This is a genomic window from Dyadobacter subterraneus (genome assembly GCF_015221875.1).
GTDB lineage: Bacteria > Bacteroidota > Bacteroidia > Cytophagales > Spirosomataceae > Dyadobacter > Dyadobacter subterraneus.
Window position 1 is genome coordinate 2,532,876 of sequence record NZ_JACYGY010000001.1, and the last position, 26,169, is coordinate 2,559,044.

Annotated in this window: 22 protein-coding genes; 8 read left to right on the forward strand and 14 right to left on the reverse strand. The window is 40.8% G+C overall.

Features of this window, described 5'->3' with window-relative positions:
* Positions 1 to 669: 669 nt before the first annotated feature.
* From IEE83_RS10440 to IEE83_RS10450, 3 genes are all read right to left on the reverse strand, one after another.
* On the reverse strand, positions 670 to 867 hold the full coding sequence (locus IEE83_RS10440; RefSeq protein WP_194120529.1) for a CsbD family protein: 198 nt from the start codon (positions 865 to 867) through the stop codon (positions 670 to 672).
* Between the two features lie 312 nt (positions 868 to 1,179).
* Positions 1,180 to 2,460, reverse strand: coding sequence for an AGE family epimerase/isomerase (locus IEE83_RS10445; RefSeq protein ID WP_194120530.1), 1,281 nt, complete (start codon positions 2,458 to 2,460; stop codon positions 1,180 to 1,182).
* A gap of 39 nt (positions 2,461 to 2,499) precedes the next feature.
* The gene (locus IEE83_RS10450) at positions 2,500 to 3,600 is read right to left on the reverse strand and encodes a Gfo/Idh/MocA family protein (RefSeq protein WP_194120531.1); all 1,101 of its coding nucleotides are present in this window, start codon (positions 3,598 to 3,600) and stop codon (positions 2,500 to 2,502) included.
* Positions 3,601 to 3,808: 208 nt separating this feature from the next.
* Here IEE83_RS10450 and IEE83_RS10455 point away from each other — a divergent pair, with 208 nt between their 5' ends.
* Together IEE83_RS10455 and IEE83_RS10460 are read left to right on the forward strand one after the other, a co-directional pair.
* Positions 3,809 to 5,518 carry a helix-hairpin-helix domain-containing protein gene (locus IEE83_RS10455; protein ID WP_194120532.1) on the forward strand — a complete coding sequence of 570 codons (1,710 nt, stop codon included), beginning with the start codon at positions 3,809 to 3,811 and terminating at the stop codon, positions 5,516 to 5,518.
* A gap of 30 nt (positions 5,519 to 5,548) precedes the next feature.
* Entirely contained in the window at positions 5,549 to 6,049 is a 501-nt protein-coding gene (locus IEE83_RS10460) for a hypothetical protein (protein WP_194120533.1), read from the forward strand.
* Between the two features lie 289 nt (positions 6,050 to 6,338).
* Here IEE83_RS10460 and IEE83_RS10465 read toward each other — a convergent pair whose 3' ends face one another.
* Positions 6,339 to 7,787, reverse strand: coding sequence for a S41 family peptidase (locus tag IEE83_RS10465; protein WP_194120534.1), 1,449 nt, complete (start codon positions 7,785 to 7,787; stop codon positions 6,339 to 6,341).
* Positions 7,788 to 8,078: 291 nt separating this feature from the next.
* Here IEE83_RS10465 and IEE83_RS10470 point away from each other — a divergent pair, with 291 nt between their 5' ends.
* The gene (locus IEE83_RS10470) at positions 8,079 to 8,966 is read left to right on the forward strand and encodes a retropepsin-like aspartic protease (protein ID WP_194120535.1); all 888 of its coding nucleotides are present in this window, start codon (positions 8,079 to 8,081) and stop codon (positions 8,964 to 8,966) included.
* 95 nt (positions 8,967 to 9,061) lie between these two features.
* Here the strand turns inward: IEE83_RS10470 and iolE are convergent, their stop codons facing one another.
* From iolE to iolB, 8 genes are all read right to left on the reverse strand, one after another.
* Positions 9,062 to 9,964: a myo-inosose-2 dehydratase gene (iolE, locus tag IEE83_RS10475; protein ID WP_194120536.1), complete on the reverse strand. Its 903-nt coding sequence runs from the start codon at positions 9,962 to 9,964 to the stop codon at positions 9,062 to 9,064.
* A gap of 98 nt (positions 9,965 to 10,062) precedes the next feature.
* On the reverse strand, positions 10,063 to 11,928 hold the full coding sequence (gene iolD / locus IEE83_RS10480) for a 3D-(3,5/4)-trihydroxycyclohexane-1,2-dione acylhydrolase (decyclizing) (protein ID WP_194120537.1): 1,866 nt from the start codon (positions 11,926 to 11,928) through the stop codon (positions 10,063 to 10,065).
* Positions 11,929 to 12,190: 262 nt separating this feature from the next.
* Positions 12,191 to 13,132, reverse strand: coding sequence for a class II fructose-bisphosphate aldolase (locus IEE83_RS10485; protein ID WP_194120538.1), 942 nt, complete (start codon positions 13,130 to 13,132; stop codon positions 12,191 to 12,193).
* 43 nt (positions 13,133 to 13,175) lie between these two features.
* A complete protein-coding gene (locus tag IEE83_RS10490) occupies positions 13,176 to 14,786 on the reverse strand; it encodes a sodium/sugar symporter (protein ID WP_194120539.1) in 1,611 nt (536 codons plus the stop codon).
* Between the two features lie 25 nt (positions 14,787 to 14,811).
* Positions 14,812 to 15,840, reverse strand: a complete 1,029-nt coding sequence (gene iolG / locus IEE83_RS10495; protein ID WP_194120540.1) for an inositol 2-dehydrogenase — start codon at positions 15,838 to 15,840, stop codon at positions 14,812 to 14,814.
* A gap of 146 nt (positions 15,841 to 15,986) precedes the next feature.
* Positions 15,987 to 17,453: a CoA-acylating methylmalonate-semialdehyde dehydrogenase gene (locus IEE83_RS10500; protein ID WP_194120541.1), complete on the reverse strand. Its 1,467-nt coding sequence runs from the start codon at positions 17,451 to 17,453 to the stop codon at positions 15,987 to 15,989.
* Positions 17,454 to 17,608: 155 nt separating this feature from the next.
* Entirely contained in the window at positions 17,609 to 18,616 is a 1,008-nt protein-coding gene (iolC, locus tag IEE83_RS10505) for a 5-dehydro-2-deoxygluconokinase (protein ID WP_194120542.1), read from the reverse strand.
* Between the two features lie 59 nt (positions 18,617 to 18,675).
* A complete protein-coding gene (gene iolB, locus IEE83_RS10510) occupies positions 18,676 to 19,545 on the reverse strand; it encodes a 5-deoxy-glucuronate isomerase (RefSeq protein ID WP_194120543.1) in 870 nt (289 codons plus the stop codon).
* Positions 19,546 to 19,671: 126 nt separating this feature from the next.
* Here iolB and IEE83_RS10515 point away from each other — a divergent pair, with 126 nt between their 5' ends.
* From IEE83_RS10515 to IEE83_RS10535, 5 genes are all read left to right on the forward strand, one after another.
* Positions 19,672 to 20,706, forward strand: coding sequence for a LacI family DNA-binding transcriptional regulator (locus tag IEE83_RS10515; RefSeq protein ID WP_194120544.1), 1,035 nt, complete (start codon positions 19,672 to 19,674; stop codon positions 20,704 to 20,706).
* A gap of 84 nt (positions 20,707 to 20,790) precedes the next feature.
* Positions 20,791 to 21,912 carry a hypothetical protein gene (locus IEE83_RS10520; protein ID WP_194120545.1) on the forward strand — a complete coding sequence of 374 codons (1,122 nt, stop codon included), beginning with the start codon at positions 20,791 to 20,793 and terminating at the stop codon, positions 21,910 to 21,912.
* 41 nt (positions 21,913 to 21,953) lie between these two features.
* Positions 21,954 to 23,012 carry a PD-(D/E)XK nuclease family protein gene (locus tag IEE83_RS10525; protein ID WP_194120546.1) on the forward strand — a complete coding sequence of 353 codons (1,059 nt, stop codon included), beginning with the start codon at positions 21,954 to 21,956 and terminating at the stop codon, positions 23,010 to 23,012.
* A 12-nt stretch (positions 23,013 to 23,024) separates the two neighbouring features.
* Positions 23,025 to 23,438 (forward strand): DUF2251 domain-containing protein, encoded by a 414-nt coding sequence (locus tag IEE83_RS10530; RefSeq protein WP_194120547.1) that lies wholly within the window; start codon positions 23,025 to 23,027, stop codon positions 23,436 to 23,438.
* A 73-nt stretch (positions 23,439 to 23,511) separates the two neighbouring features.
* Entirely contained in the window at positions 23,512 to 24,495 is a 984-nt protein-coding gene (locus IEE83_RS10535) for an amidohydrolase family protein (RefSeq protein WP_194120548.1), read from the forward strand.
* A 41-nt stretch (positions 24,496 to 24,536) separates the two neighbouring features.
* Here IEE83_RS10535 and IEE83_RS10540 read toward each other — a convergent pair whose 3' ends face one another.
* Together IEE83_RS10540 and IEE83_RS10545 are read right to left on the reverse strand one after the other, a co-directional pair.
* Positions 24,537 to 25,133 carry a hypothetical protein gene (locus IEE83_RS10540; protein WP_194120549.1) on the reverse strand — a complete coding sequence of 199 codons (597 nt, stop codon included), beginning with the start codon at positions 25,131 to 25,133 and terminating at the stop codon, positions 24,537 to 24,539.
* 5 nt (positions 25,134 to 25,138) lie between these two features.
* A complete protein-coding gene (locus IEE83_RS10545) occupies positions 25,139 to 25,945 on the reverse strand; it encodes a metallophosphoesterase family protein (protein WP_194120550.1) in 807 nt (268 codons plus the stop codon).
* Positions 25,946 to 26,169: the final 224 nt, after the last annotated feature.

Genomic DNA, 26,169 nt, shown 5'->3' on the forward strand with positions numbered 1-26,169 from the left:
GGCTAGAATGTCGGTCATGCCTACGGCATTTCTTGCTGAGCGAATTGGTTTGATTTCCCCGGAATGAATTCCGGGACTAGAATGTCGGTCATGCCTACGGCATTTCTTGCTGAGCGAATTGGTTTGATTTCCCGGAATGAATTCCGGGGCTACAATGTCGGTCATGCCTACGGCATTTCTTGCTGAGCGAATTGGTTTGCTTCCCCCCGGAATGGAATTCCGGGACTACAATGTCGGTCATGCCTACGGCATTTTTTGTTGAGCGAATTGGTTTGATTTCCCCGGAATGAATCCGGGGCTACAATGTCGGTCATGCCTACGGCATTTTTTGCTGAGCGAATTGGTTTGATTTCCCCGGAATGAATTCCGGGGCTACAATGTCGGTCATGCCTATGGCATTTTTTGCTGAGCGAATTGGTTTGATTTCCCCGGAATGAATTCAGGGGCCATAAGGCCGGCCGTGGCAAAGACAATTGGAGTGGATTGATATTAATGTTTTGAAATTTAATGTATTGCCCACTAATAATTGATTTTCTAAATATGATTCTTCGAATTTAAAATGCCATAGGTATGGCCGATTTTGGAATTTGCAAAATTTTGAAATCATCACAAAAAAATGCCCGGAAGAAAACATCTCCCAGGCATTTATTTGAACCTTAATTTTAAAATTTATTTGGACCAGTCGTTTACTTCTGTCTCAACTTCTTCACGGGTTTTACCCAGTTTCTTTTGAAGTTTTCCTAAAAGTTCGTCTTCTTTTCCTTCTTCGTATAATAAATCGTCGTCTGTAAGATCGGCATATTGCTGTTTGAACTTACCTTTAAGCTCTGTCCAGTTTCCTTTTACTTGTTGTGTGAAGGCGCTCATATCTTTCTTGGTTTAAGTTTAAAATTGATGCTTTTTTATTCAGGTAATTTCTATTAATCTTAAATAAATTGTGCCAGGTCAAAGCTTTATCTCCGTACAGTCCTATTGATAAATGGTATAGTCTTAAATTTTATTCAATTAATAGTCTTGATTATCAATATAATAACAAAGCGAAAAGCTGATTTAGAATGAATATTTCCATTCCAAATCAGCTTTTCGCTTTGTTTAAATATCTAAAACAGGATCGTTTTTCTGAGCATTGTTTTCCCAAAACTGTGCATTAGAATTTTAAAATGATGCCCATTTTACCCACTATTCCTGATCCGCTTTTTTCAGTAATTTGTTTAATCTGACAATACTTTGAACCATCGAGCGAACTGAATGATAATTAACTTTCCACGAGTGACTCATATGTTTCCAGATTGGCTCTCCCTGGCGGGTAAGCAAAGGAAGCCACTCGCCGACTTCATGATTGATCATTTTATCAAAAACAAAACGATGTGTCGCGTCGTAAGCTTTCAGGTATTTTTCGTCACCATAAATCCGGTAAGCATCCAGCATACCGATTAACACTTCTGCCTGTTGCCAGAATTCTTTTTCACGGTCGTAAACTTCTCCTGCATGAGAGCCTTCCACATATACGCCGCCGAATTCCCAGTCTATACCATAGGCAATCGCATGATCAAAAGATTTCAATAATTGAGTTTGATAATCGTCGTAAGGGATACCGGCAATATCCAGCGCATGCATCAACAGCCAGGCAAATTCAACATTATGGCCATAACTTGTATTGTCTTCCGCCGAACTTTTTAGCCCATCTTCCGAAAATCTGTCCCAGCCCCAGATAATGTCAAATTTAATTTGCGGTGCCACAGACCAGTCTGCCCAGAATTGCGGAATACCCGTGCCGTAAACCGGATGCATGATTTTGGTGATCAGCAGCTGAATAATTTCAACTAGCTTTCTGCGATGAACCTCTTTTCCGCTTGCCTCATATAAAGTGGTGAAAGCCTCCATTAAATGCATATGCGCATCCAGCGTTTTTCTATCACCGCCGGCAGCACCAGGGCCTTTTAATTCCCATGTGCGGGTAAACATTTCAAAATATCCACCATAAAAAGTATCCGCACCATGGATTTGAAGCAGGTCAAAAACTTTTTCAGCATATTCCAAACCTCTGGCATCACCCGTTGCCAATGTATATTCACTTAAACTGTAAATCGCGAAGCTAAGTCCGTAAACGATTTTTTCATCGATTTTGACATTTCCTTTCCTGTCCATAAGCCAGTAGAAACCGCCGTATTCGTTGTCCCACATTTTGTCAATTAAAAAATCAACACCATGTTTTGCAATGGCTGCATATCTGCCTTCACCGTAACCTGCCCGGTGTGCAGATGAAAATGTAAATACTGTCCTGGTCTGGGCAATTAAAGATTTTTCGTCTTCGCCCGAATCTTTTCCTTCAAAATCAAAATGGGTAATGAAACCGCCGTTTTCTTTATCAACACACCGGGTTTCCCAAAAAGGAAGTAATTCAGTGGTAAGATGTTGAGTCGCTTCGTCGCGGTACTGTTTAAGCTGTTCTACATTCATGTGCGGTTAAATGATTTCAGGTTTTATGTTTAAATAATGTTATCCAATTTTTACGCTTTTGCCTGTTTGTGCTGCCTGGTATATTGCCTGAACGATACGGATATCTCGCATACCTTCTTCTCCCGGAACCAGCACAGGCTTGCTTTGCATGATGGCCAGCGCATCTTCATCCATTTGTTTAGCTTGCTGATTATCAACCGGGAAATTAATTTCACCAAGCGTACTATACCCTTTATTTCCTGTGTATGCTGAAAACGAATCCATATACAGCGTTCCTTTGTCGTAATTCACTTTCAGGAAATTTGTACTGATGCCGTGGCTACCCGTACAATTTGCTACTGTACCGCCGGGAAATTGTAACTGGAAATGTGTAATTTCATCTGCATCCTTAAATATTTCCGGACGGTTTATTACAATTTCTGCCGTCACGGATATCGGTTCCGCACCTGCTGCCAGGCGGGCTCCTTGCAACGCATAAACCCCCATATCATACATCGCGCCGCCGCCCATGGATTTTTTCACTTTCCAGTTGTCGGCACGACTTTCCTTATAACCGGCCGCACATGAAATCAGCTGCACATTTCCGAGTGCTTTTTCCTTTGCAATGCGCATATATTCCTGCGTGTTCGGATCATGCTGGCAGCGATAACCAATGGACAAACTGCGTTTGTTATCCTTACAAACTTTGATCATTTCCTCGCATTCCTGCACATTCAGTGCCATCGGTTTTTCACAGAAAACGTGTTTTCCAGCCTTTGCTGCGCGGATTACAAATTCCTTATGCATTGATGGCGGAAGTACTATGTATACTACGTCAATATCCGGGTTATTGGCTATCGAATCGAAGTTTTTATAATTATAAATATTTTTATCTGGAATATTGTACTTTTTTTTCCAGGTTTCAGCCTTGTCGGGCGTACCCGTTACGATGCCGGCGAGGTAGCAATTTTTGGTTTTTTGAAGTGCGGGAGCAAGCAAATCGGTGCTGTAATAACCCAGTCCGACTAATGCTATGCCCAGGCGTTCTTTTGGTTTTCCCAAAGCAATACTGAAAGGTGAAAAAATGGACGCGGTGATAATACCAGCGCCGGCAGCAAGAAAGTTGCGGCGTGAAAAGGGAGTGATAATTTTCGTATCCATGTTTAAGTTTTTTCTATTTAAGTCAATGTTTGGTAATAACTACTATAATTTTGGGAGTAACTGGCAGGCTCAATTTCCTTTATAATGATTAGAAAATATTTGAATTGGTGAGCTGCTAATTAACTGGAAAATTCAAAATCAGTCACATCTTATTTGCATTTGCTCGATGTTACTTCGTAATTCGCAGATTATATAAATTTAGCATACCATGAGCAACGCCGAAATTGTTGAGATACTAGAACTGACTGCCAAATTACTTGAACTGCACGGAGCTGATCCTTTCAAGGTGAAAAGTTACGGCGTGGCCGGTTTCTATCTGGATAAATATAAGGATGGCGAAATAGCAGCCCTTTCACTTGAAGAATTAACAAAACTGCAAGGAATTGGAAAAAGTACGGCGGCGAAAATTATCGAAATAGTTCAGCGTGGTACTTTTAAAGAGTTGGAAGAACTGCTCGAAAATACGCCAATTGGTGTACTTGAAATGTTCAGTATCAAGGGAATTGGTGCTAAAAAAATTGCTGTTCTTTGGCGGGAGCTTGGTATTGACAATTTACATGAACTTGAACTGGCCTGCCAGAGTGGTAAAATTGCCAAAGTAAAAGGTTTTGGAGGAAGTACAGAACAAAAGATACTTGAATCACTGGCATTTCTGAAAGATCAGGCAGGAAAGCTGCGGATGGATAAAGCCGAGTCGGTTGCCCAGTTTCTTTCAGAAGAATTGAAAAAAAGTTTTGACCAGGTTGAAATCGCGGGTGACGTCAGGCGTAAAGCTGAAATTGTTGAAACCATTCGTATCCTGGTTGGCACAGAATCGCCTTTGCTGGTACATCAGGCTCTGAATGCTTTCGAATTTTTAATCCCTAATGAAAAAATTTCTTCTCCTTTTATATGGCGCGGAAAGGTGCAGGATATTGCGGTTGATATAGAAGTATTGGCTGTGAAGCCTGAAAATCTTGTCAATGAGCTTTTTCTTGAAACTGCTTCTGCTGAACATTTAAATAAAGTTACAGTCTCGGGGACTTCGTTGTGGAGACAAACGAAATATGAGCTTTTTGATAGCGAGGAAGCGATTTATGAAAAAGCAGGTTTGCCTTTTATCGTCCCGGAAATGCGGGAGGGTGCAGATGAATTTATCTGGGCCGAAACGCATACTTCTGATCAGCTGATAACCTGGGATGATTTAAAAGGAATTTTGCATAACCACAGCACCTATTCGGACGGACAGCATACGCTGGAACAAATGGCTTTATTTTGTCAGGAACTGGGTTTTGAATATTTAGGAATTGCAGATCATTCACAAACTGCATCTTATGCAAGCGGATTAAAACCGGACGATGTTTTTCGTCAGCATGAGGAAATTGCCCAACTAAACGAACGTTTCGCGTTGTCGGGAAGTGATAAACCTTTCAAAATTTTAAAGGGAATTGAGTCTGATATTCTGGGTGACGGTTCTCTGGATTATTCTGATGAGATTTTGTCAAGCTTTGACTACGTGGTGGCTTCTGTGCATAGTAATCTGACGATGACTTTGGAAAAAGCAACAGCACGTTTGTTGAAGGCAATACAAAATCCTTACACAACGATTCTGGGGCACCCGACAGGGAGATTATTATTATCCAGAGAAGGTTATCCGATTGATCATAAAGTGATTATAGATGCTTGCGCCGAGCATAAAGTAGTTATTGAAATAAACGCATCGCCATGGCGACTTGACCTTGATTGGCGTTGGATTGCTTATTGTATGGAAAAAGGTGTTTTGTTAAGTATCAATCCGGACGCGCACAAGAAGGAAGGCTATTATGACATGCACTATGGAGTAGCCGTGGCCAGAAAGGGCGGACTGACGAAGGAGATGACTTTCAACGCATTTTCTTTGACTGAAATTGAAGAATATTTAAAAATGAGAAAAGGGTAATATTACTCATCGTAACCGTAAACTTAAAAAATGAAAAAAGTTGTACTCAGCGTTATTCTAAGTCTTTCTTTGTTTTCCTGTAATCAAAATGATCCCACGGATCCGGTCAGAGAGCCCGAAAAAATCAAATTTTCCGGTATTTTGCTCAGGGATGAAAGAGGGCTTCCGTTAAGTCCCGTAGATCCGGACGACTGGAATATTAAAGATACCTGGGTGGAGCAGGAAATGAGTCTTTTTAAAAGTAATCTTAAAACGGATTGTCCGGCAACGGATTATGAAATTATAGCTTACCCCAATCCAACAAAAGGAACGTCTGCAATTCATGTTTACAAGCCTGATTCCGTAAGGTTAGCAATTCGGATTGTTGACAAAAATTTCAAGACGCTTTATGCAAAGGATTCTTTATATACAAAGATCAATCTGATCGATTATTCACAATTTGGAATAACTGATACCGTTCGCGTTTATTACAAATTTATAAACGGTGGCTGCGAATTCCGTGGACACGGAGATGTTGTAATCCAGAAGTAGCTTTTAGCTTTTAGGAGTTAGTAAACGATGATTTCTATCGTCAGGCACGAATGAAATATTGTAATCTGATTGCCGAAAGCCGATTGCTGATAGCCGGATAAGATCCAAGACATCGAGCGTTCATATTTAGATATTTCCGGCTCAATGTCTTTGCGGCGGATCTTTAAGTATTTGGTATCAGCTTAGCAATCGGCTTTGTACAGGGACCTCAGTTGATTTTCGGTGAAATCTGATATCCGGACCTGAAAGCCGATCGCCGCTGGCTGATCTCCAAATTGTAAGAGAAGGGTTACTTATTAATTCTTAAAGTCGGTGTATTTTTAATCATCCGCTTATCCCGAACGACCAGATTATCTCGCAGGTTTTCACCGATAAATGATTGTACCTTTGTTGTTGACGAGAGTCTTGTACTTGTTGGTGCAGGAATACCGATTACGTCGAGTGCTTTCCTCAGCAATGTTTCATTTTCATCACCAAAAGGCTGATAAGGAACTGTCGTATCTTCAACAGTATAAGTTGGCGTTATTCCGTTAACTGTTCCGTAATCCGACTGGTCGTTGGCATTAGCTGTTTGCCCAAGCATCACGTACAATCCCCATTTCCAGCGATTTTGGTCATCACTAAACAATGAACCGAACAGATTTTTTCCATAAGTATGTTCGCCAATCGTCACAACACTCATATATGGTTTCAGTCCATTAATTACGAGTTCACTCGCAGAAGCCGTTCCGTTGGAAGTCAGAACAAAAACACGGCTCAGATTTGATCCAATATTATTTGCTTCGTCAAGGAAATTGTAATTCAGCGCATTAGCACCGTATTTATTTTGCCAATAGGTTATGTATTTATCGTTCCACTGCTCCTTGTAAAAAATCTTGGAACTTGAAGCATTTGTACCAATCAGCGAAGCCAGAGTTTCAGCGGAACTGATATATCCACCGGGGTTAAACCGAAGATCCAGAACCAGTTCATTAACACCTTTACTTTTAAAATCAGCAAATACCTGACGAAGTTCGTTGTCATAAACACTGGCACTGGCCGTTGTTCCGGGCACAAATTGTGTATAAACCAGATAACCAATGGTTTTGTTATAGGCCGGCTTTGAAATCACCGTTGAAAATAATACCGGATCCTCGCTGACGGTAGCTTTGGTAACAGAAATTGTTTTAGTGTCGTCGGCCGTAATTGTAGTGCCTACAACTTTACCAAGTGTGAAAGTTTCGGTATCGTTGCTGGAAAAAAGTGATACATAGTTGGCGGCGGTAAGTTGGGTACCATTTATTTTCATAATGATATCACCACGTTTCAAACCAGCCGTTTCCGCAGGACTTCCCTTTACAACATAGCTCAAAAATGCACCAAGATTTGTCTTTGTATCATCGGTATATGACAAAGTATAACTGATCCCGAAAATTTTCCCGACACCATTAAATTCGTCTGTCAGTGCATCGATATCATCCGTGATCGTCGAAAACCGGTCCACCGTAGTGCGGTTATAAATCAGTTTTTCGAAAAAATCTGTTGGATTAATTGTTTCATCCAGGCTGCTTTCTGCCGGCATATTTTTATACCAGAAATAGGCATCGTTCATGATACTGTAAACCCAGCTGTTTACAGCGCTATAACTAGTTGTGTCCGTTGTTGAAGTTGTAGGAGTTACGTCCTTATCCTTGCAGCTTGCCAGAAAAGCGGCAATTGCGATAAACCCAATTTGGCTGATCCTTTTAAAATTTAGCATGTTTAGTCAGATTAAAATTGAGTAAATTCTTCGTACATAAGTTGTGAGATTGATTTGGAAATTAAGATGTGCACAATTGATATTACGTAGGAATGAAAATAAGTGTGGCGTGATAAATTATTTATTTTTTGAAGTTTTAGGTATGTGTAGTTGGCCAACCCCTATTTTTATAAATTTTGTATTTAATGGTTACAAAAGTGATTATCAGACTATCTTCGCACTGATTTGTTATCGTTACAAACGCAGAAAAAGTAAAAAAATCATAGAGCTCTCATTAAGAAAGAATTAAAAATGAAAAGTATCAGTTTTAAAATAATCTTGATTGCAATCTGGGGCATGACAAGTATCTCTGCACATGCTCAAACCAGCATTCCCTTCGAGATAGCACCAAGCGGACATATTACAATCAAGGCCATAGTGAACGGCATTGAAGGAAATTTTATCCTGGACACCGGTGCCGGGTTAACGTTGTTGACCAAGAAATTTTCCAGCAAAATGGCTAATGTGCAAAAGCTTAACAGAGAGTATACTGCTTTCCGTGCAACAGGAGAAAAAATTACGGCGGATTTGTATACAACAGATCAAATTATGATTGGAGATTTCAAAGATCCTGGTCCGACGATGATGATCTTCGATGTGGAGTTGGGGCCATTTGATGGATTGATTTCCTTAATGTCTTTTAAAAATCAACCCTTCACAGTTGATTATGATCAGAAAAAATTAATTATTGAAACGCCGGGGAGTTTTAAAATAAGAAAAACGAAAGGGAATATTTTGCCTTTGCAAATCGAAAGTTCAAGAGATATCACACTTGACATTTTCACTTTTGTTCAGGTGAATAAAAAATTGACATTGCAGTTTTTGGTGGACAGTGGGGCAGGAGCGAACGTTTTCCATATCAATGCCAAACATTTGCAGGAGCTTGGCGTAGATGTTTCTGATACCAGCAAGGTTATTAAAAGAACCCGTAAAAGTGAATTTAATAAGGATATAGAAACGTCAATTTACAGTACAAACGTTGCAGAAATAGCAGCAAAAGATTTTCCTCAAATTCATGTTAACGAACCAAAAGTTTTGTTTATTGAAGGATTGATTTATGATGGAACGTCTTCACTGAACTGGTTTGGAAAACAAATAACGATTGATGTATCAGGGAAACAAATGATTGTTGGGAAGTGAAAACTGTGATATTGATAGTAAATATCATTGACAATAACGAAAAAATGGAGACCAGGTTTTCAAAACCGGACCTCCATTTTTTATTAAGGAAAGACTCAGATATTCGTTAAGCCCTTAAAAAACTTTCGGGCAATAATTGCATATTCCAATGGATTTGCAACCGCAGGATCCTGTTCCGCTTCCAGTACAATCCAGCCCTGATAATCACTTTCTTTTATAACGTCAAATAAGGAGGGGAAGTCAATACAACCTTCTTTGTCGCCGGGAACTGTGAAAACCCCTTGTTTTACAGCGGTCAGGAAACTTAATTTTTCGTCGTGAACGCGTTGCAAAACATTTGGGCGAATATCTTTTAAATGAATATGGGCCGTTCTTCCAATATATTTTTTCAAAGCTTCCACAGGATCTTCACCTGCAAAATAAAAGTGGCCGCAGTCATAATTCAAATAAACATTTTCCGGATCAGTTTCTGCCATCAAACGATCCGTTTCCGCGATGGTTTGGATGCAGGTTCCCATATGGTGATGAAAAGCCAGTTTCATTCCACGCGCACGGGCGATCTTGCCTAATTCGTTTAAACCGGTGGTGAAAGATTTCCATTCTTCATCAGTGTTCAGCATTCCTTTTCCTTCAAAAACCGGTACCGTCATTTGTCCCTGACAGCTGTTGCCAACTTCTCCGCCACCAATGACTTTCGCACCCATGGTTTCCAGGAAATCGAGAAGCTCGGTAAAATTTTTGATATTTTCCTCCAATGACTTTGTAGTCAGTTCATAGCTGTTCCACTGATTACAAATCTGTAAGCCACGTAATTCAAGTGCTTTTTTCAGTACATCTGTGTCGCGAGGAAATTTATTTCCAACTTCACAGCCGGTAAATCCTGCCAAAGCCATCTCGCTGATACATTGCTCGAATGTATTTTCGCCGCCAAGTTCCGGCATATCGTCGTTGGTCCAGTTGATAGGAGCGACGCCAAGTTTTATATTTTCAAAATTCATCTTAGTCAGATTTGGGAATTAATTCATTCAATGCGATTAGTGAAAATTCGTGTATTCGTGGCTGGCAAATCAGATCAGTGAGCCTGATTATTTAGTCATTACAGAAATATTCGCTGCGTTTTTTTATTCTCTACATACGTGTCGTAAGCCTTCTGAACAGATGCAGATTCGGAAACTTCCGCGATTGGAACTTCCCACCATGCATTGTAACCTTTTACTGTACGATACAAGCTAGTTTCAATATAAATCACCGTTGTTGTAGTATTGATTTTCGATTGTTCCAAAGCTGCTTCAAGCGAAGTTCTGTCCGTGGCTTTAATCACAATAGCCCCCAGACTCTCTGCATTTTTCGCCAAATCAACGGGTAAGAAATCACCCGATAATTGTCCTGAATTTTCGTCACGATAATTGTACATCGTCCCAAAGCGCTCGCTGCCGATGCTTTCAGAAAGTCCGCCGATACTCGCGTATCCATTATTGTTTAAAAGCAAAATCGTAAATTTTACACCTTCCTGAATGGACGTGACGATTTCGTGGTTGTTCATTAAATAACCGCCATCACCGCAGATTACGTATACATCACGCGTTGGATCAGCCATTTTTGCCCCCAATCCGGCAGCGATTTCATAACCCATGCAGGAGAAACCATATTCGAGATGGAAATTTTTAGGATCAGTTGCACGCCAAAGTTTATGCAAATCTCCCGGCGCACTTCCGGAAGCGTTAATCATCACGTCACGGCGACCCATGAAATTATTCAACGTTCCAATCACAATTGCCTGATCAATAGGAGGGACGGTGCTGTTCCCTTCAATATAAATCTGGGTAACTTCCTCATCCCAGGCGTGATTGTAATCCGAGATTTTTTTGCGGTAATCGGCAGCAACTTCAAAGTCGCCAAGCAGATCTGAAAGTTCTTCCAGAATCACTTTTGCATCACCAATTACCGGTAATGCGGCGTGTTTGAATGCGTCGAATTCACTTATATTAATGTTAATGAATTTAACATCCGGATTTTTAAATATGGATTTTGAGGCTGTGGTGAAATCGCTGTAACGAGTACCAATTCCAATCACCACGTCCGCTTCATTGGAAATTTCGATTGCATATTTTGTTCCCGTTGCGCCAAGGCCGCCAATGCTGTAAGGCTCATCAAATTTAACAGCGCCTTTTCCGGCAAAGGTTTCACCAACAGGAATCCCCGTTTTTGTAGCAAAATCATGAAGAATTCCGTCAGCTCCGCTGTAAATCGCACCGCCACCCGCGACGATCACAGGTTTTTTAGAAGCACGAATCCATTCAGCTGCTTTTTTCAAAGTTGGCAGGTCTGGGCGTGGACGACCTACATGCCATACTCTTTTCCTGAAAAGATCTTCCGGAAAATCATATGCATGTGTTTGCACATCCTGTGGCATCGAAAGTGTTACCGCTCCCATTTCAGCCTGTGAAGTAAGGACACGCATAACTTCGGGTAGTGAGTAAATCAGCTGCTCCGGACGGTTAATTCTGTCCCAGTATTTGGATACGGGTTTGAAGCAATCGTTCACAGAAATATCCTGCGTGGAAGCACTTTCCAATTGTTGTAAAACCGGATTTGGTTCGCGGGTTGAAAAAATATCACCCGGCAATAACAAAACAGGCAAACGATTAATCGTCGCCAACGCGGCGCCTGTAATCATGTTGGTGGCACCCGGACCTATGGAGGTTGTGCAAACAAAAGCTCCGAGACGGTTTTTTAATTTTGCATAAGCCACGGCGGTATGCACCATGGATTGCTCATTACGACATTGATAATAACGGAAATCAGGATTTTGTTGTAAGGCCTGACCTAATCCAGCCACGTTTCCATGACCGAATATTCCGAAACATCCGCCGAAATAGGGTTCTTCAATACCATCGCGTTCGATGTATTGATTTTTTAGAAATGTTATTGTAGCCTGGGCTACGGTTAATCTTCTGGTCATGGTTTTGAGGAATATTTTGATGATTTTAAGAAGTGTTTGCTTAGGGAGAGTATCGAATTTAGGATTGGAATCGTTTAGGATTGCGGTGCGCTGCACCTTAGGATCACGGGCGGAGCCGGTTCTATTCTACAAATATTCAGGTGCGCTGCACTAGTTAATTGATGGTGCAGAGCACCTGAATATTTGTAGGGAGACCGTGTTAATCCTGAATTGTAAAGGTGCAGCGCACCGTAATAATTCCACCGAAATCTTCTATATCAATCTAATACAAAAACTCATCCGCCTGCCCAACACACCCGAGCAATTCAAATTTCTTTAACATGAAACGCTTATATTCTTCCATGAAAATCTTTCCTGGTGTTGTCGGAGCGAATTCGTCAGGATGATCCCGGAAAAATTCGCGGTTCACCATCGTCCATAATAATCGGGTATCGGTTGCGATATTAATTTTACAAATTCCCAAAGGAATTGCTCTCAAAATCTCTTCTTCCTGAACACCTTTGGCGTCTGTTTTAAGATTTCCTCCTGCTGCATTAATTCGCGCAACAACCTCTGAGCTTACGTTAGAACCGCCGTGTAATACCAAGGGAAATCCAGGCAAACGTTTTTGAATTTCTTCAAGAATATGGAATTGCAAACCTTGTCCGCCTGAAAATTTATAGGCACCATGACTGGTCCCAACGGCAATTGCCAGACTGTCACAACCCGTGGCATTAACAAAATCGACAACTTGCTGAGGATTGGTATATGAAGAATGTTCAGCATCCACAGTTAAATCATCCTCGACACCCGCCAAAACACCAAGTTCAGCTTCCACGCTAATTCCATTCGCATGTGCTCTGTTCACAACTTCCTTCGTTCTGGCGACATTTTTTTCAAAATTATCATGCGATGCATCGATCATCACCGAACTGTATCCACCGCTTCCAATGGCATCCCAAATATGCTCTTCAACGCCGTGGTCAACATGAACAGCAAAAACCGTTTGCGGATATAATCTGGCGGCCGACTGGATCATAGAAAGCAGCATATCTGCTTTGGCATAATCTCTTGCAAAAGGCGTGGTTTGCACGATGAAAGGTGCATCCGCTTCTTGCGCTGCGGCAAATAATCCATGTATTTCTTCCATGAAAAATACGTTGACCGCAGGAATTGCGTAGCGGCCGTAGCATTTATCAAAGAGTTGTTTGGTCGTCAAAAGCATAATAAATCAGTTAATAAATCCGCAGCATTTCAGCAATTCGATCTTACCAAAACACACTGTAAAGAGCGCCAAGAATACCAAAAATCAGGATCGAGGTGATCATAAATCCGGTGCTGACTTTGAACATGGAACGTTCAATTTCAAGTCCTTTCGGATTATTCTTACTTTTCGGATCAAGTAATGTTACCACGACAATCACAGCAACTAGAATCAAAAAGATTATTCCCATACGGTTCAAAAACGGAATTTCTTCATACCAGAATTTAAAGGCTGTTGAAAGTGGAATTGTTAAAAGAGCCGCTACCAAAGCTGCATTTCCAGTCGTTCTTTTCCAGAAAAAACCCAGAAAGAAAATCGCAAAAACCCCCGGGGTGATGAAACTTGAATATTCCTGAATAAACTGATACGCTTGTTCCAGAACCCGAAGTTGCGGAGCGATTAAAGCTGCGATACCCATGGAAGTCCATATAGCATAACGACCAACACGGATCAGGTGCTTTTCTGTGGCATCAGGTTTGATATATTCTCTGTAAATATCCAGCGTAAAAATCGTGGAAATACTATTTGCTTTTCCGGCAAGTGAAGCCACGATTGCAGCCGTCAAAGCCGCAAAGGCCATTCCTTTTAATCCGGATGGTAACAAATCTAGCAAAACTGGATAAGCGTGATCCGGTTTTACAATGCCATTCGCATCTAGCATTTCGGTTTGAAACATTCCGTTTTGAAAAAGCACATACGCTGCAATTCCCGGAATTACTACGATAATAGGAATGATCAGTTTCAAACCGGCAGCAAACAAAAGTCCTTTTCTGGCGGTTGGAAGACTGGCTCCAAGTGTACGCTGTATAATGTATTGGTTACAACCAAAATAATTCAGGTTATTAATCCACATCGCACCAATAATTACAGATAATCCCGGCAGATCTTTATAGTAAGGATTGTCTTTTTTCAGGATCATATGAAAATGCGGTTCGGCCTGCGTTTTCAACGTACCAAACGCACTGAAAACATTTGGATTTCCAAACTGTTTCGCCACAAGATCCATGGCAAGATAGGTTGTCACTAAACCTCCTGCAATGAGTACAACTACTTGAATTACATCTGTATAACCAATTACTTTCATTCCGCCTACAGTGATGATGATCGCAAAAACGGCCAGTGCTCCAATTGCCCAGGTAAAGTCAATTCCGGCTGTAACTTCCAGAGCAAGCGCTCCGAGATACAGAATTGAAGTCAGGTTAACGAACACATATAAAAGAAGCCAGAATACCGCCATCGTCGTCGCTACGACCGGATTATACCGTTGCCGTAGAAACTGCGGCATGGTATAAATCTTGTTTTTCAAATAAATCGGCACAAAGAAAATAGCAACAACTACCAGCGTGGCGGCTGCCATCCATTCGTAAGATGCTATGGCCAGGCCTATTGCAAATCCTGATCCCGACATGCCAATAAAATGCTCTGCCGAAATATTGGAAGCGATCAAGGAAGCGCCAATGGCCCAGAATGTCAATGAACCTTCTGCTAAAAAGTAATCGGTAGAACTTGATTCGTTACTTGATTTCTTTTTATAAATCCAAAAACCATAAGACGAAACACCAATAAAATAAATGAAAAATACGACGTAATCAAGCAACTGCAGGCCTTGTTTCATGGGGTTGGTTTAGGGTATAATCTTCTTACACCAATGTATGACTAATAACTTCTTCCAACTTCACCGGCCTTCCTTCTTGCAGCGATTTCATGGCCGCAATTCCAATTGCCGTAGCCATCAATCCGTCATGCGCGTCAACAGGGGAAGGAGTGTCATTGAGCACACAATTAACAAATGATTTCAGACAAACACGATAAGCCGTTTCATATCTTTCCAGGAAAAAATGCAACGGAAGTGAGATATGACCGCCATTGCTGTCGAAATGTACCAGATTATCAGCAGTGTTATTCTCAGCTTTGGCCATTCCTTTTGAGCCAAAAATTTCTAGTCGCTGATCGTAGCCATAGACTGCTTTTCGGCTGTTATCAATCACACCAATCGCTCCGTTTTCAAAAGTCAGTACAATCACCGCCGTATCAATATCTCCGAATTCTTTAATTTCCGGATTAATCAAGGCGTCGCCTTTTACAAAAACTTCGGTTACTTCTGAGCCTACAATATAACGCGCCATGTCAAAATCATGGATCGACATATCAAGGAAAATGCCGCCTGAAGTTTTCAAGTATTCGATAGGAGGTGGTCCCGGGTCACGGCTTGTGATACGCAGTATCTGCGGATCACCAATTTTATCGTCAGCCACGATATGACGAACATTTGCAAAGTTTGCATCAAAACGACGGTTGAAACCAAGCATTAATTTAACGCCATTGTCGCTAACCGCTTTTTGCGCTGCGTAAATCGCATCCAGAGTTACATCCAATGGCTTTTCACAAAAAACGTGTTTTTTCTGATTCGCTGCTGCAACCGTGTAAGGGACGTGAAAAGGAGTAGGAGAGCAGATGATAACCGCCTCTACATCCGGATGATTGATAACGTCATAGGCATCTGTCGTCACCTCTTCCACCCCCAGATTCTTAGCAAAAGCGTGCGATTCCGGCGAAAGATCCGACGCAATAACTACTTCCGCACCAGGTATGTGATGCAGCAGATTGCTCAGGTGTATCTGCCCGATACGCCCCAATCCAATCACCCCGATTTTTAATTTCTTTGACATGCGTTTTTAGGTTTTAGCGGTTGGCGTTTAGCAATTAACTTTCCCCAATCCGAACTTGGTTAGTTTCTTATTTCAATAGTTATGGTGTCAATCTCAATTATCCGGGGAAAAAGCCGAAAGCTGATCGCCGACTGCTGAAAGCCCACTCAGAATTTCCGGTTCCACTCCTTCAACCACCGCTCAATCACCACTTTTGTCTGGGTGAAAAATTCTACCGCGTGATTTCCTTGACCGTGCAAATCGCCGTAGAAACTGTCTTTCCAGCCTGAGAATGGGAATTGTGCGACCGGAGCGGCAACACCGATGTTGATACCGATATTTCCCGCTTCTGCTTCGTGGCGGAATTTCCGGGCGTTTAATCCGCTGCTTGTGAAGATGCAAGCCATATTTCCGTAACGTCCGGAGTTGATAAAACGAATGGCTTCTTCGATGGTGTTGATGTGGACAAGGCTTAGTACCGGACCGAAAATTTCAGTCGCAGCCAGTTCGCCGTCCAGTGGAATATCTTCAATAATCGTTGGTTCGATAAAGTTACCATTTTCAAAACCTGGTACTTTGGCATTTCTGCCGTCGACTAACAATCGTCCGCCTTCGTTCAGACCTTTATCAATTAAATGATTCACTCGGTTTTTACTTTCAGCACTGATCACCGGACCCATTTGAACGTCACTTTCAAGTCCGAATCCCGTTTTACGGTTTTTCGCAGATTCCACCAGACTTTCTGTAATATCCTTATGTTCGCCAACCGTGATGATCGTCGAAGCAGCAAGGCAACGCTGACCAGCGCATCCGTAAACACTGTCGATCACGATTTGCGTGGTCATATCAATATCAGCATCCGGCAAAACAATAACAGGATTTTTTGCTCCACCCTGCGCCTGAACACGTTTTCCATGGGCTGCGCCTTTGGAATAAACATATTTGGCAACCGTAGAAGAACCGACAAAACTGATTCCTTTAATAACCGGATGTTCCAACAAAGCATCTACAACTTCTCTTCCCCCCTGAACAAGATTCAAAACACCTTTTGGCAAATCCAGTTTTTCCATCAAAGCGACGATTTTTGTCATCGTTAACGGTACTTTTTCAGAAGGTTTGATGATATAGCTGTTTCCGCAAGCAAGGGCATATGGCAAAAACCAGAATGTTATCATTCCCGGAAAGTTGAACGGCGCAATACAGGCGCAAGGGCCAAGCGGCTGACGAATCATATATTCATCAATTCCTTTGGCAATATCTTCGGAGAATTCACCCTGCATCAAAGCCGGCATTCCGCAGGCATTTTCAACATTTTCAATCGCCCGAACCATTTCCGCTTTCGCTTCCAGAAATGTTTTTCCGGATTCCAGCGTGATTGTTTTAGCGATGTCGTCGATGTTGTCTTCCAGTAATGTTTTAAGTTTGAAAAGATATTGCACACGTTTAGAAACCGGCGTGCTTCTCCATTCCTGAAAGCCTTCATGCGCCGCCTGCGCCGCGTCCGCCACATCCTGCGCATTCCCGGTCGGAACCTGCATTAATATCTCCTGCGAAGCCGGGTTTAAAACATTCGTGAATTCACTGGAATGACTATCCACCCAGCGTCCATTAATATAATTCTGTAATTTCTCCATTATGATATTTTAATTAAAATCTGGTTATGTTTGGTAGATTACACAGAGTACCACAGAGGTGAAAAGAGGGACACAGAGATTTTATTTAGTAATCTCAAAGTCAAAAGAAAAAACTCTGTGTACCTCCTTTTAACTCTGTGTACCTCTGTGTAACCTTAAAACCCGCCCCGGCTTTCTACGAATGCGTTCACTTCTTCGAAAGTCGGCATGAAGTTCGCGCAGCCTTCTCTTGTTACGATGATGGCGCCGCAGGCGTTTCCCATTCTTACGCTTTTATATAAATCCCATCCATTCAGAATTCCGTAGGAGAAACCGGCGCAGAATGCGTCTCCGGCACCCAATACGTTTAATACTTCCACTGGAAATCCTGGAACTTTCACTTCTTCTTTTCCCGGTTGGAAAATTGAAGCTCCGTCTTTTCCGCGTTTTACTACCAAGGTTTCCACACCTGATTTCAGGATTTCCTCGATGGCCGTATTGATATTACCACGAATTTCAGGAGCTGAAATCTGCTGATGTTTGATTAGGAGCTGTTCTTTGTCTGTAAGATAGGTTGCCAGAATTTCTTCTTCCGTTCCTACAACCATGGTGAAGCTGCTCAAAGCTGCGCGCAACGTTACTCCGAAAGCGCGGGGATCGTCCCACTGATCGGCGCGGAAATCGATGTCCAGAAGTGTTTTTAGATTATGTTTTTTTGCTATTTCCAAAGCGTAAAACATGGAGGTACGGCTTGGATCTTTGCTGAATGCGGTACCTGAAAATGCGACGGCTTTGAATTCCTCAAACGGAATTGCATTGACATGATCGATTGTCAGATTAATATCGGCGCAGTTTTCACGGTAATATACCAGCGGGAATTTGTCCGGCGGCTCGATACCCAAAATTACGGCTGAACTCCGCGTTCCTTCAATCGTCGGGATGTATTCGGTGGCAATTCCTTCTTCATCCAGGAAATGTTTGATGAAATTCCCTACCTGGTCATTTCCGATACCGGTAAGGATTGCCGTGTTTAAACCAAGTCGTTGTGCGCCGGTTGCGATGTTCAGCGGACAACCGCCTACAAATGCATTGAAGGCACTTATTTTTTCAAACGGACTTCCAATATTTGCCGAATACAGGTCTATGGAAGAGCGCCCGATGGTTAAAAGATCGTGTTTAGGCATGGAAGAAAATGTTAGCCAGGTTACTTGATACTGGAATTAATTCGTTTTTCAGACGATATTTATTTTGCATTATTCATTTCCAACGTAACAATCGGAAGTCGTGGATCCTGACCTTTCCATGAGCCGTAAATCCAGTCATGATCCGGGTCGGAAGTGTTGGCGAGCGACTGATCGCTGCCAGCCAGAAAGTTCAGATAATAAACATTATAGCCATGCGCTGCCGCTACCGGGTGATATCCTTTTGGTACCAAAACTGCTTCATTATCGTGCACGCGCACAATTTCGTCCAGAGAACGATCATCTGTATAAACCTGCTGAATAGCGTAACCCTGAGGTTTGTCAATTTTGTAGAAATAAATCTCTTCCAGATTCGCTTCAATCAGCGTTCCGTCTGCATCTACCTTACGCTCGTCATGTTTATGCGCAGGAAAAGAAGACCAGTTTCCCGACGGCGTATATACTTCTACGCAAACAATTTTGTGGCAGTCAAATCCTGGCTGCAATAAGCTGTTAATCTGGCGGTTTGCATTATCTCCGCCACGGAATTCAATGGCTGCTTCTTCCGGCCGTTTCATGTAAGGTGGATGATCTTCATCGGTAGCAACCCAGCAGATTGCGATGTCTGTTTTGTCTGTTTGAGCCGTTAAAGTAAATTTCGTATTTCTGGATAAATACATCGCATGACCGATTCCGCTGAAAACATCTTTACGCCCGTTTCCCGTTTCCCAAACTCCCTGATCGGTTTCTACTTTGAAATTTCCACCCAATAACGCGATGCAATATTCGTAATCTCCCGTGTTCAGTGTATATTGTTCGTTCAGGTCAAGAACTTTGGCTTCGAAGTTTAAATAAGTCCAGCCGGCTTGTTCACTTGTGAGGGAATGATAGGTTTTTTGATCGGTTTTTGGTTTTACCAGTAGGTCGCTCATTGTTGCTTTTCTATTACATTTGCACAATGATAGCGTGGTATAAATTAAATACAAAGTGTAAATATGTTTATATCGAATGCAAACGTTTGAAAAAATTTTAAATATTTAATTGTAATTATCCTACTCATGAATTCCTCTCGCCCGGTTACTATAAAAGACATTGCCCGTCGCTTTCGTTGTTCTCCATCGACAGTGTCCAGAGCGCTCAATGATCATCCGGCAATCAATGAAGACACCAGAAAAAATATTCAGGAATACGCAAAAGAGGTTGGATATCAGCGTAACGAAGTGTCTTTGAGTTTGTTGAACAAGAAAACAGCGACGCTGGGTGTAGTGGTACCAACGATAGGAAATTATTACGAAACTGCTGTAATTGAGGGACTTCACACCGTTTTGCAGCCGTTAGGGTATACACTCAATATTTGTGTAACAAACGAAAATTATCTGCTCGAAAAAGAATATTTATCAAAATTACTATCCAACCGCACCGAAGGAATTTTTCTTTCCGTTTCTCAGGAAACCTATGACGCCGGTTATTATGAACACCTTGAAAATGTAATACAAAGAAAAACCCCGCTGATTTTTATCGACCGGGAATATGAAGATTTTGAAACTAGCCGGGCGACAGTTGACGATTACCACGGAGCCTTTGCAGCCGTCGAGCATCTGCTCACGATTGGCTATAAAAACATTGCGCACCTGAAAGGTCCAAACGGTCTGACAGTTTCCGAGCAACGTTTCAAAGGATACCGGGATTGTCTGAAAAAGTATGGCGTTTCAATTCGTGAAGAACTGATTATCAATACAAACTTCCAGGTTGAAAGTGCGATTGTACCCACAAAAAGATTACTGGATCTGGATTCTCCGCCCGATGCGATTTTTGGTGTCAATGACCAGGTTGCGATAGGAGCGATGCGTGTTATTCTGGACCGTGGACTAAAAATCCCGGGAGATATTGGTATCGTTGGTTTTGATAATTCTCCGATTTCAGCTTATACTTATCCATCCCTTACTACAATTCACCGTCCGGGAAGAAAGATTGGAATGGAAGCCTCCCGGTTGTTTTTGAATCAGTTGAATGGGTCAGGAGATTTTGTGCATGAGAATATTGTGTTGCCTACGGAGTTGATTATAAGGGAGTCTTCTTTGAGGATTTCGTGATGGGGTTTCACGGTGATGTTGTTTTAGAGGAGCAGTTCATAGAGTTTTCTGTTTACAGCTGTTACATAGATTATTGTGATTGAAATGAGCAATTATACAAAAGAAGAAATTTACCTTACCGTAGGGAGAGAAGACAAAACCGCATCGCTAACTTTTAAGTTTGATAGTGATTCATTTAATATTTACGGATCAATGATTACGGTCGTATTTATTTATACGCAATACGAAAGGGAGGATATGGACAAAAGTGTCTTGAAGAATCCTTATACTCAATCAGGCCTACTAAAAGCCAAATATCTGGGAAATGAACTGTCTGAAGAACTCCAAGAAAAATTATTGAACGAAGGCGTAAATTCTGATGATATTATCAATATCATGTTTTATTCTGCCCCGGAGAAAAACACATTCCATTCTTTTGAGAAGCGACAAATTAAAAAGTTGACTATTGAGACTAGTACAATGGAAAAAGGTGCCGACTACGACTGGATGTATGGATTTACAAAAAAGTTGGTAAATGAAAATGTCGGTCTTTCTCCGAAAGAAAGACAATTCTATTTAGCAGGAAAGTATTACTTTGAAAGTGATAAGATTACTGAGGAGGAGCAAAATGAAGTTTTTGCATCTAATGACGAATTGGATGAAGAAGTTGAATTTGAATTTTTGAAAATAAAACATAGAAGAGAAGAAATTAATGAAATAGAGTTAACAAGATTGGGTGAGTTAATACATAAAATGACCCGAGCCAATTTATCGATTTTAGACAAATACTTAAGGCAGACCGGAAGCAGTTTAAAGAAGTGGTATTTTGAAAATATCGATTTCGCGACTGATTTATTTATGAAAGTGGAAAGATTTATAGAAAGGCGGTTAAATGTAAGAGGGAAAATTGCAGTATATGTGGATATTGATTGCTACTTACATGTCTACATGCGACATGTAGAGGAGATGAAGGTCAACAATCATTTTGAGAAAAAGGATAATTTTCAGTGGAAAGAAGAAGATGTCTTCATGGTAATGAGCAATGTAATTAAATCAATTGACAAGGAAATTCAAGAGTATTTTTTGGAAAATCCAGGGAAAAGATTTAGTAAGTATGGAAGACAAAGCATTTATTTTCAAGGAGACTATTATACCACACATATTGAGTCAAACGGCCGAATCGGTACCTTTTATAAAAATAGTAAGCAACACGAAAGGGAGGCCTAGGTAATTGACAAAATAAATTATTTAAATTTTATTTAATATTTATGTCGTTATTAAAACCGAATATATTCTCACACGCCACCAAAGAGCTTTCTCAAGACGCATTTTTTGCATGGTTATTAGAATGGGCAGATAGTAGCAACCAGCAATTCGATAACGAGCTAAATGAAGTTGCAAAAGATTTTGTGCGTTTGCTACTTAACAAAAAAGAAGATTATGTAATTCACAACGTTGTGGTTCGCAAGCAATGGCAAAATATTGATATTTCTGCCGAAGTCAATGATGAATACTGCATTGTTATTGAAGATAAGACAAATACTAAAGAACATTCAGGTCAGCTAAAAAGGTATGCGGATATTGCGAAGTTATACTACAAAGAAACAAACTTCGAATGTGTTTTTATTTATTTAAAAACAGGCAATGAGAGTTCGTCGACACTTCAGTATGTTAAAAAACAAGATTTCATACCTTTGGATCGAAGTAGTATACTTAAAGCTCTCAGTAGAAATGGAGTAAATGTTAAAAATTCTATTTTTACAGATTTTGTGGAGTATCTGGTACTCCTTGAATATAGTACAAACTCATTTAAAACTTTAAAACATATTACCGCTGATTGGAAAGCTGCCGAAGGATTTTATATGTCGCTTGAAAGTGAAATTTCTAACGCCGGATGGGGTTATGTTTCCAATCAATCCGGTGGTTTCCTAGCATTATGGTTTCAAGGGATTAAAACAAGAGATTGTAATATTTATATCCAAATTGAAAACACGGTTAACAAGACACTTAATATTGAAGATAGAATTAGAGTTGTTTTAAAAATTTCTGAGTGGGAAAAGAGTGTTTCGAAGCTTTATTCTACTTTCGAAGAACTGAAAATAATAGGTCAAGTGAAAGGAATAGACTTAGTTAAGCCAAATAAATTTAGAGTCGGATCTGCATCTACCCTAGCCGTTACACAAAATGTTTTTTCAAAAAATGAAGACGAATTTTTTAAGGTCGATGATTTTGTCAATACCTTGAAACGTCTGGAAGAAACTTTGCAAGTATTTCTAAATAAACATCCGCCGGATGTACAGGATGAAATGAAAAACATAATAGAATAAGAGGCTATCAAAATGACACTAAACATAACCCAAACCTACAAAATCGGCCACGATACCTTCATCCACAGCTTTTCCCCAACCCAAAATTTCGGTGTAGCTTTTGAGGATGATATGACAACAGGCTTTTTCTACGCAATCAATAAATCAGAACAGCCGGAGGTTTTGGATGGGCTGCATATTTACAATGTTGCGGATATTACTGAAAAAACATTGCCCACAGAACTGCAAATCGGTTGGAGTGAAGATGGCTGGATTGCCTTTCTGATTATCAACAAGCACTACCACGCCATCTTTGATTTTGGCCTGAGAGCCGGATATTGCAGAGACGGTTTTCCGGAAAATACTGGTGACTGGGCTTTGGTTAATGAACGGAAGCTTACGGAAGAAGTGATGGCGAAGTATTTGGTACCTGATCCAACCCGGTGATTAAATCGGCCTGATTCTTCTGGTTCAATTTTTATCTGATACCTATTTTTCATCAACAGAAACCAGACTAAAAATGCGAATCATAACACTTGAAGAACATGTTACTTTTCCTGAAATGGTCAGACTCATTCCTGAAAAGATTCTCGCTAACCAAAGTGTGGATCAATCTGCAAAATTAGGAAAACTCGCTCCGAAACTAGCGGATGTCAACGGCGAAAGACTGGCTTCGATGGATGAAACTGGCATTAGCTTGCAGGTTTTATCGGTTGCAGGGGCCGGTGCAGATTTACTTGATCCTGAAAACGGTACTGCTTTTGCCCGTCAATATAATGATACACTGGCACAAAAAGTCGCCGTAAATCCGGACCGTTTTGCTGCTTTTGCACATTTGCCTATGACTGCCCCCGAAGAGGCGGCGGAAGAATTAGAGCGAACGGTTAAAACCTTAAATTTTAAAGGAGCACTGATTAATGGGATGACTCAGGGGAGGTTTCTGGATCACCCAATTTTTGCACCTGTGTTGGAAAGAGCAGAAAAGCTGGATGTACCTGTTTATCTTCATCCGGGATTGCCCCCAAAAGCTGTCGTGGCTGCTTATTACAGCGGTTTGCCGAATGACGGCGGAACGGCATTGTCGGTAGCAGGTTGGGGCTGGCATTCTGAAACGGCGATTCATGTTTTACGGTTGATCATTTCCGGAACTTTGGATCGTTATCCAAAACTGAAAATCATTATTGGTCATATGGGAGAAATGTTGCCTGTCATGATGGCTCGTTGTGATGAAAGATTCGGGGTGAATGATGCCGGAATTAATAAGCGTATCATCAGCCAGACTTTAAAAGAACAGGTTTACATAACCACAAGTGGAATTTTCACGCTTCCACCATTAATGGCGGCGCTGGAAACTTTTGGAATTGATAATATTTTATTTTCTGTTGATTATCCTTTCAGTAAAAATGAAGATGGTTTGCGATTCCTTAAAAGTATTCCGTTGCCGGAAGATCAGATTGAAAAGATTGCACATTTGAATGCGGAAAAATTGTTGAAGCTTGACTGACCTGATTGACATGTCAAACTTTTCAACGCAATATAAATGTTTCAAAACGCCATTTTTACACCAAAGGATAAATTGACTATATCGGAAATTTTCAAATATTCACGATTCTGTACATAACTAATCATTAGCAGGTCGTAGCTTCCGAGTTCGTAAAATAGTTCAAATTGCTTCCTTCGATTATTAACTATTAAATCTCGTCCTACTTTTCCTCCAATGTAGATACCTGGGCGGAAGGATGTTGCCCACCAGTAATATCCGGAAGGATAGTATGAAGGCCATTTGGTATCAAACTGAGGTCCGAAAGTGTAGCTTAAATAGGCGCCAATGGAGAATGGACGAATGTAATATGTATTTTTCAGTGGAATACGCCATGGCGAATAAGTGGTTTTTGCCGTAATTGTAACCAAGGCATCTCCGCCAAATTTTTCCGGAAGAAATCCAAATAACAGATCGGTTTCGAGGGTTTTATTTTTTGATACGTAGCCAGGGCCACCAGACAGAAATCCGATATTCCCTGCAAACTGCAACTTCAAATGATCCGGAATAAACCATTTGCGGCTATGTAAACCCGGTTGGTCATCTTGTGCGAGAGCGATAAAATTAATCGCCAGGAAAAATAGTAATAATATTTTTTTCATAGCCATTAAAATTCAACACGTTCCACTTTATATCCACCTCTCCAACTAGTAAGTACAAGATATCCACGTCCACCCATACTTGTTGTCAGGTAGTAATGGACACCATCATTATAAAACTCACCTTCTTTAAAAGCGTGCTGATGGCCATAAAGTGTAAACTTTAAGTTTGGATCTGCTGCCAGAGTTGCGGTATAATCCTTTTCCAGTTTTTTGTCGAAGTCGGCGTCGAAAGGAGGAACATGTCCTATGACAATGGTCTGTTTTTTATCCGGGTTGGTGGCTAGCTGGGCTTTTAACCAGGGTACGTCGGGCGTGCTGCCATCCAATCCATATTCAAGAGAATTTGTGTTGATGAATATAAATTTGTAATCACCGTACACAAAGGAATAATTTAAAGGGCCAAACATCCGGACATAAGCATCAGAGCCATTGGCTACAATATCATGATTCCCAATCACGGTCAGATATGGATACCTGAGTTTTTGCATAATGTCATTGATCCATTCCAGCTCTTTTGTTATTCCAAAATCTGAAATATCTCCGGCGTGCAGAACAAAGTCGATATCACGTTGTTTATTTGCGCTTTCTACGAATTTTAAAGTTTCATCATACCAGCGCTGGGTATCGCCCATAAGTATAAAGCGCAATGTATCTTTGACAGGAAGACGTTTGATTTTTTCAATATTTTCTATATTCAAATTCTTTTCATCGTCTTCTAAAAGAATCTGATTTGGATTATACTGAAAAAGTCCGTCGCAGGAAAAGAGCAATATTCCCAAAAGGAATATTGTCAGTCGCGAAAAAGTTTTCAAAGTTTTCTGGGTTAAATTGAGTAATCATCTAGTGAGTTGGTTACTTAATTAACCTTTATAGAGCAGCTATAATTCCTATAAAAATTATTAATCCAATTTTATTCACAATTTAAAATGTGGTCTTATTTTGTATTTATTTAACATTCAGTTCTCTAAAATTACAATTCGTAGTATTTCGCTTTACATTTATTTACTCTTAATTGAAATCTGACGGATGCTATTTC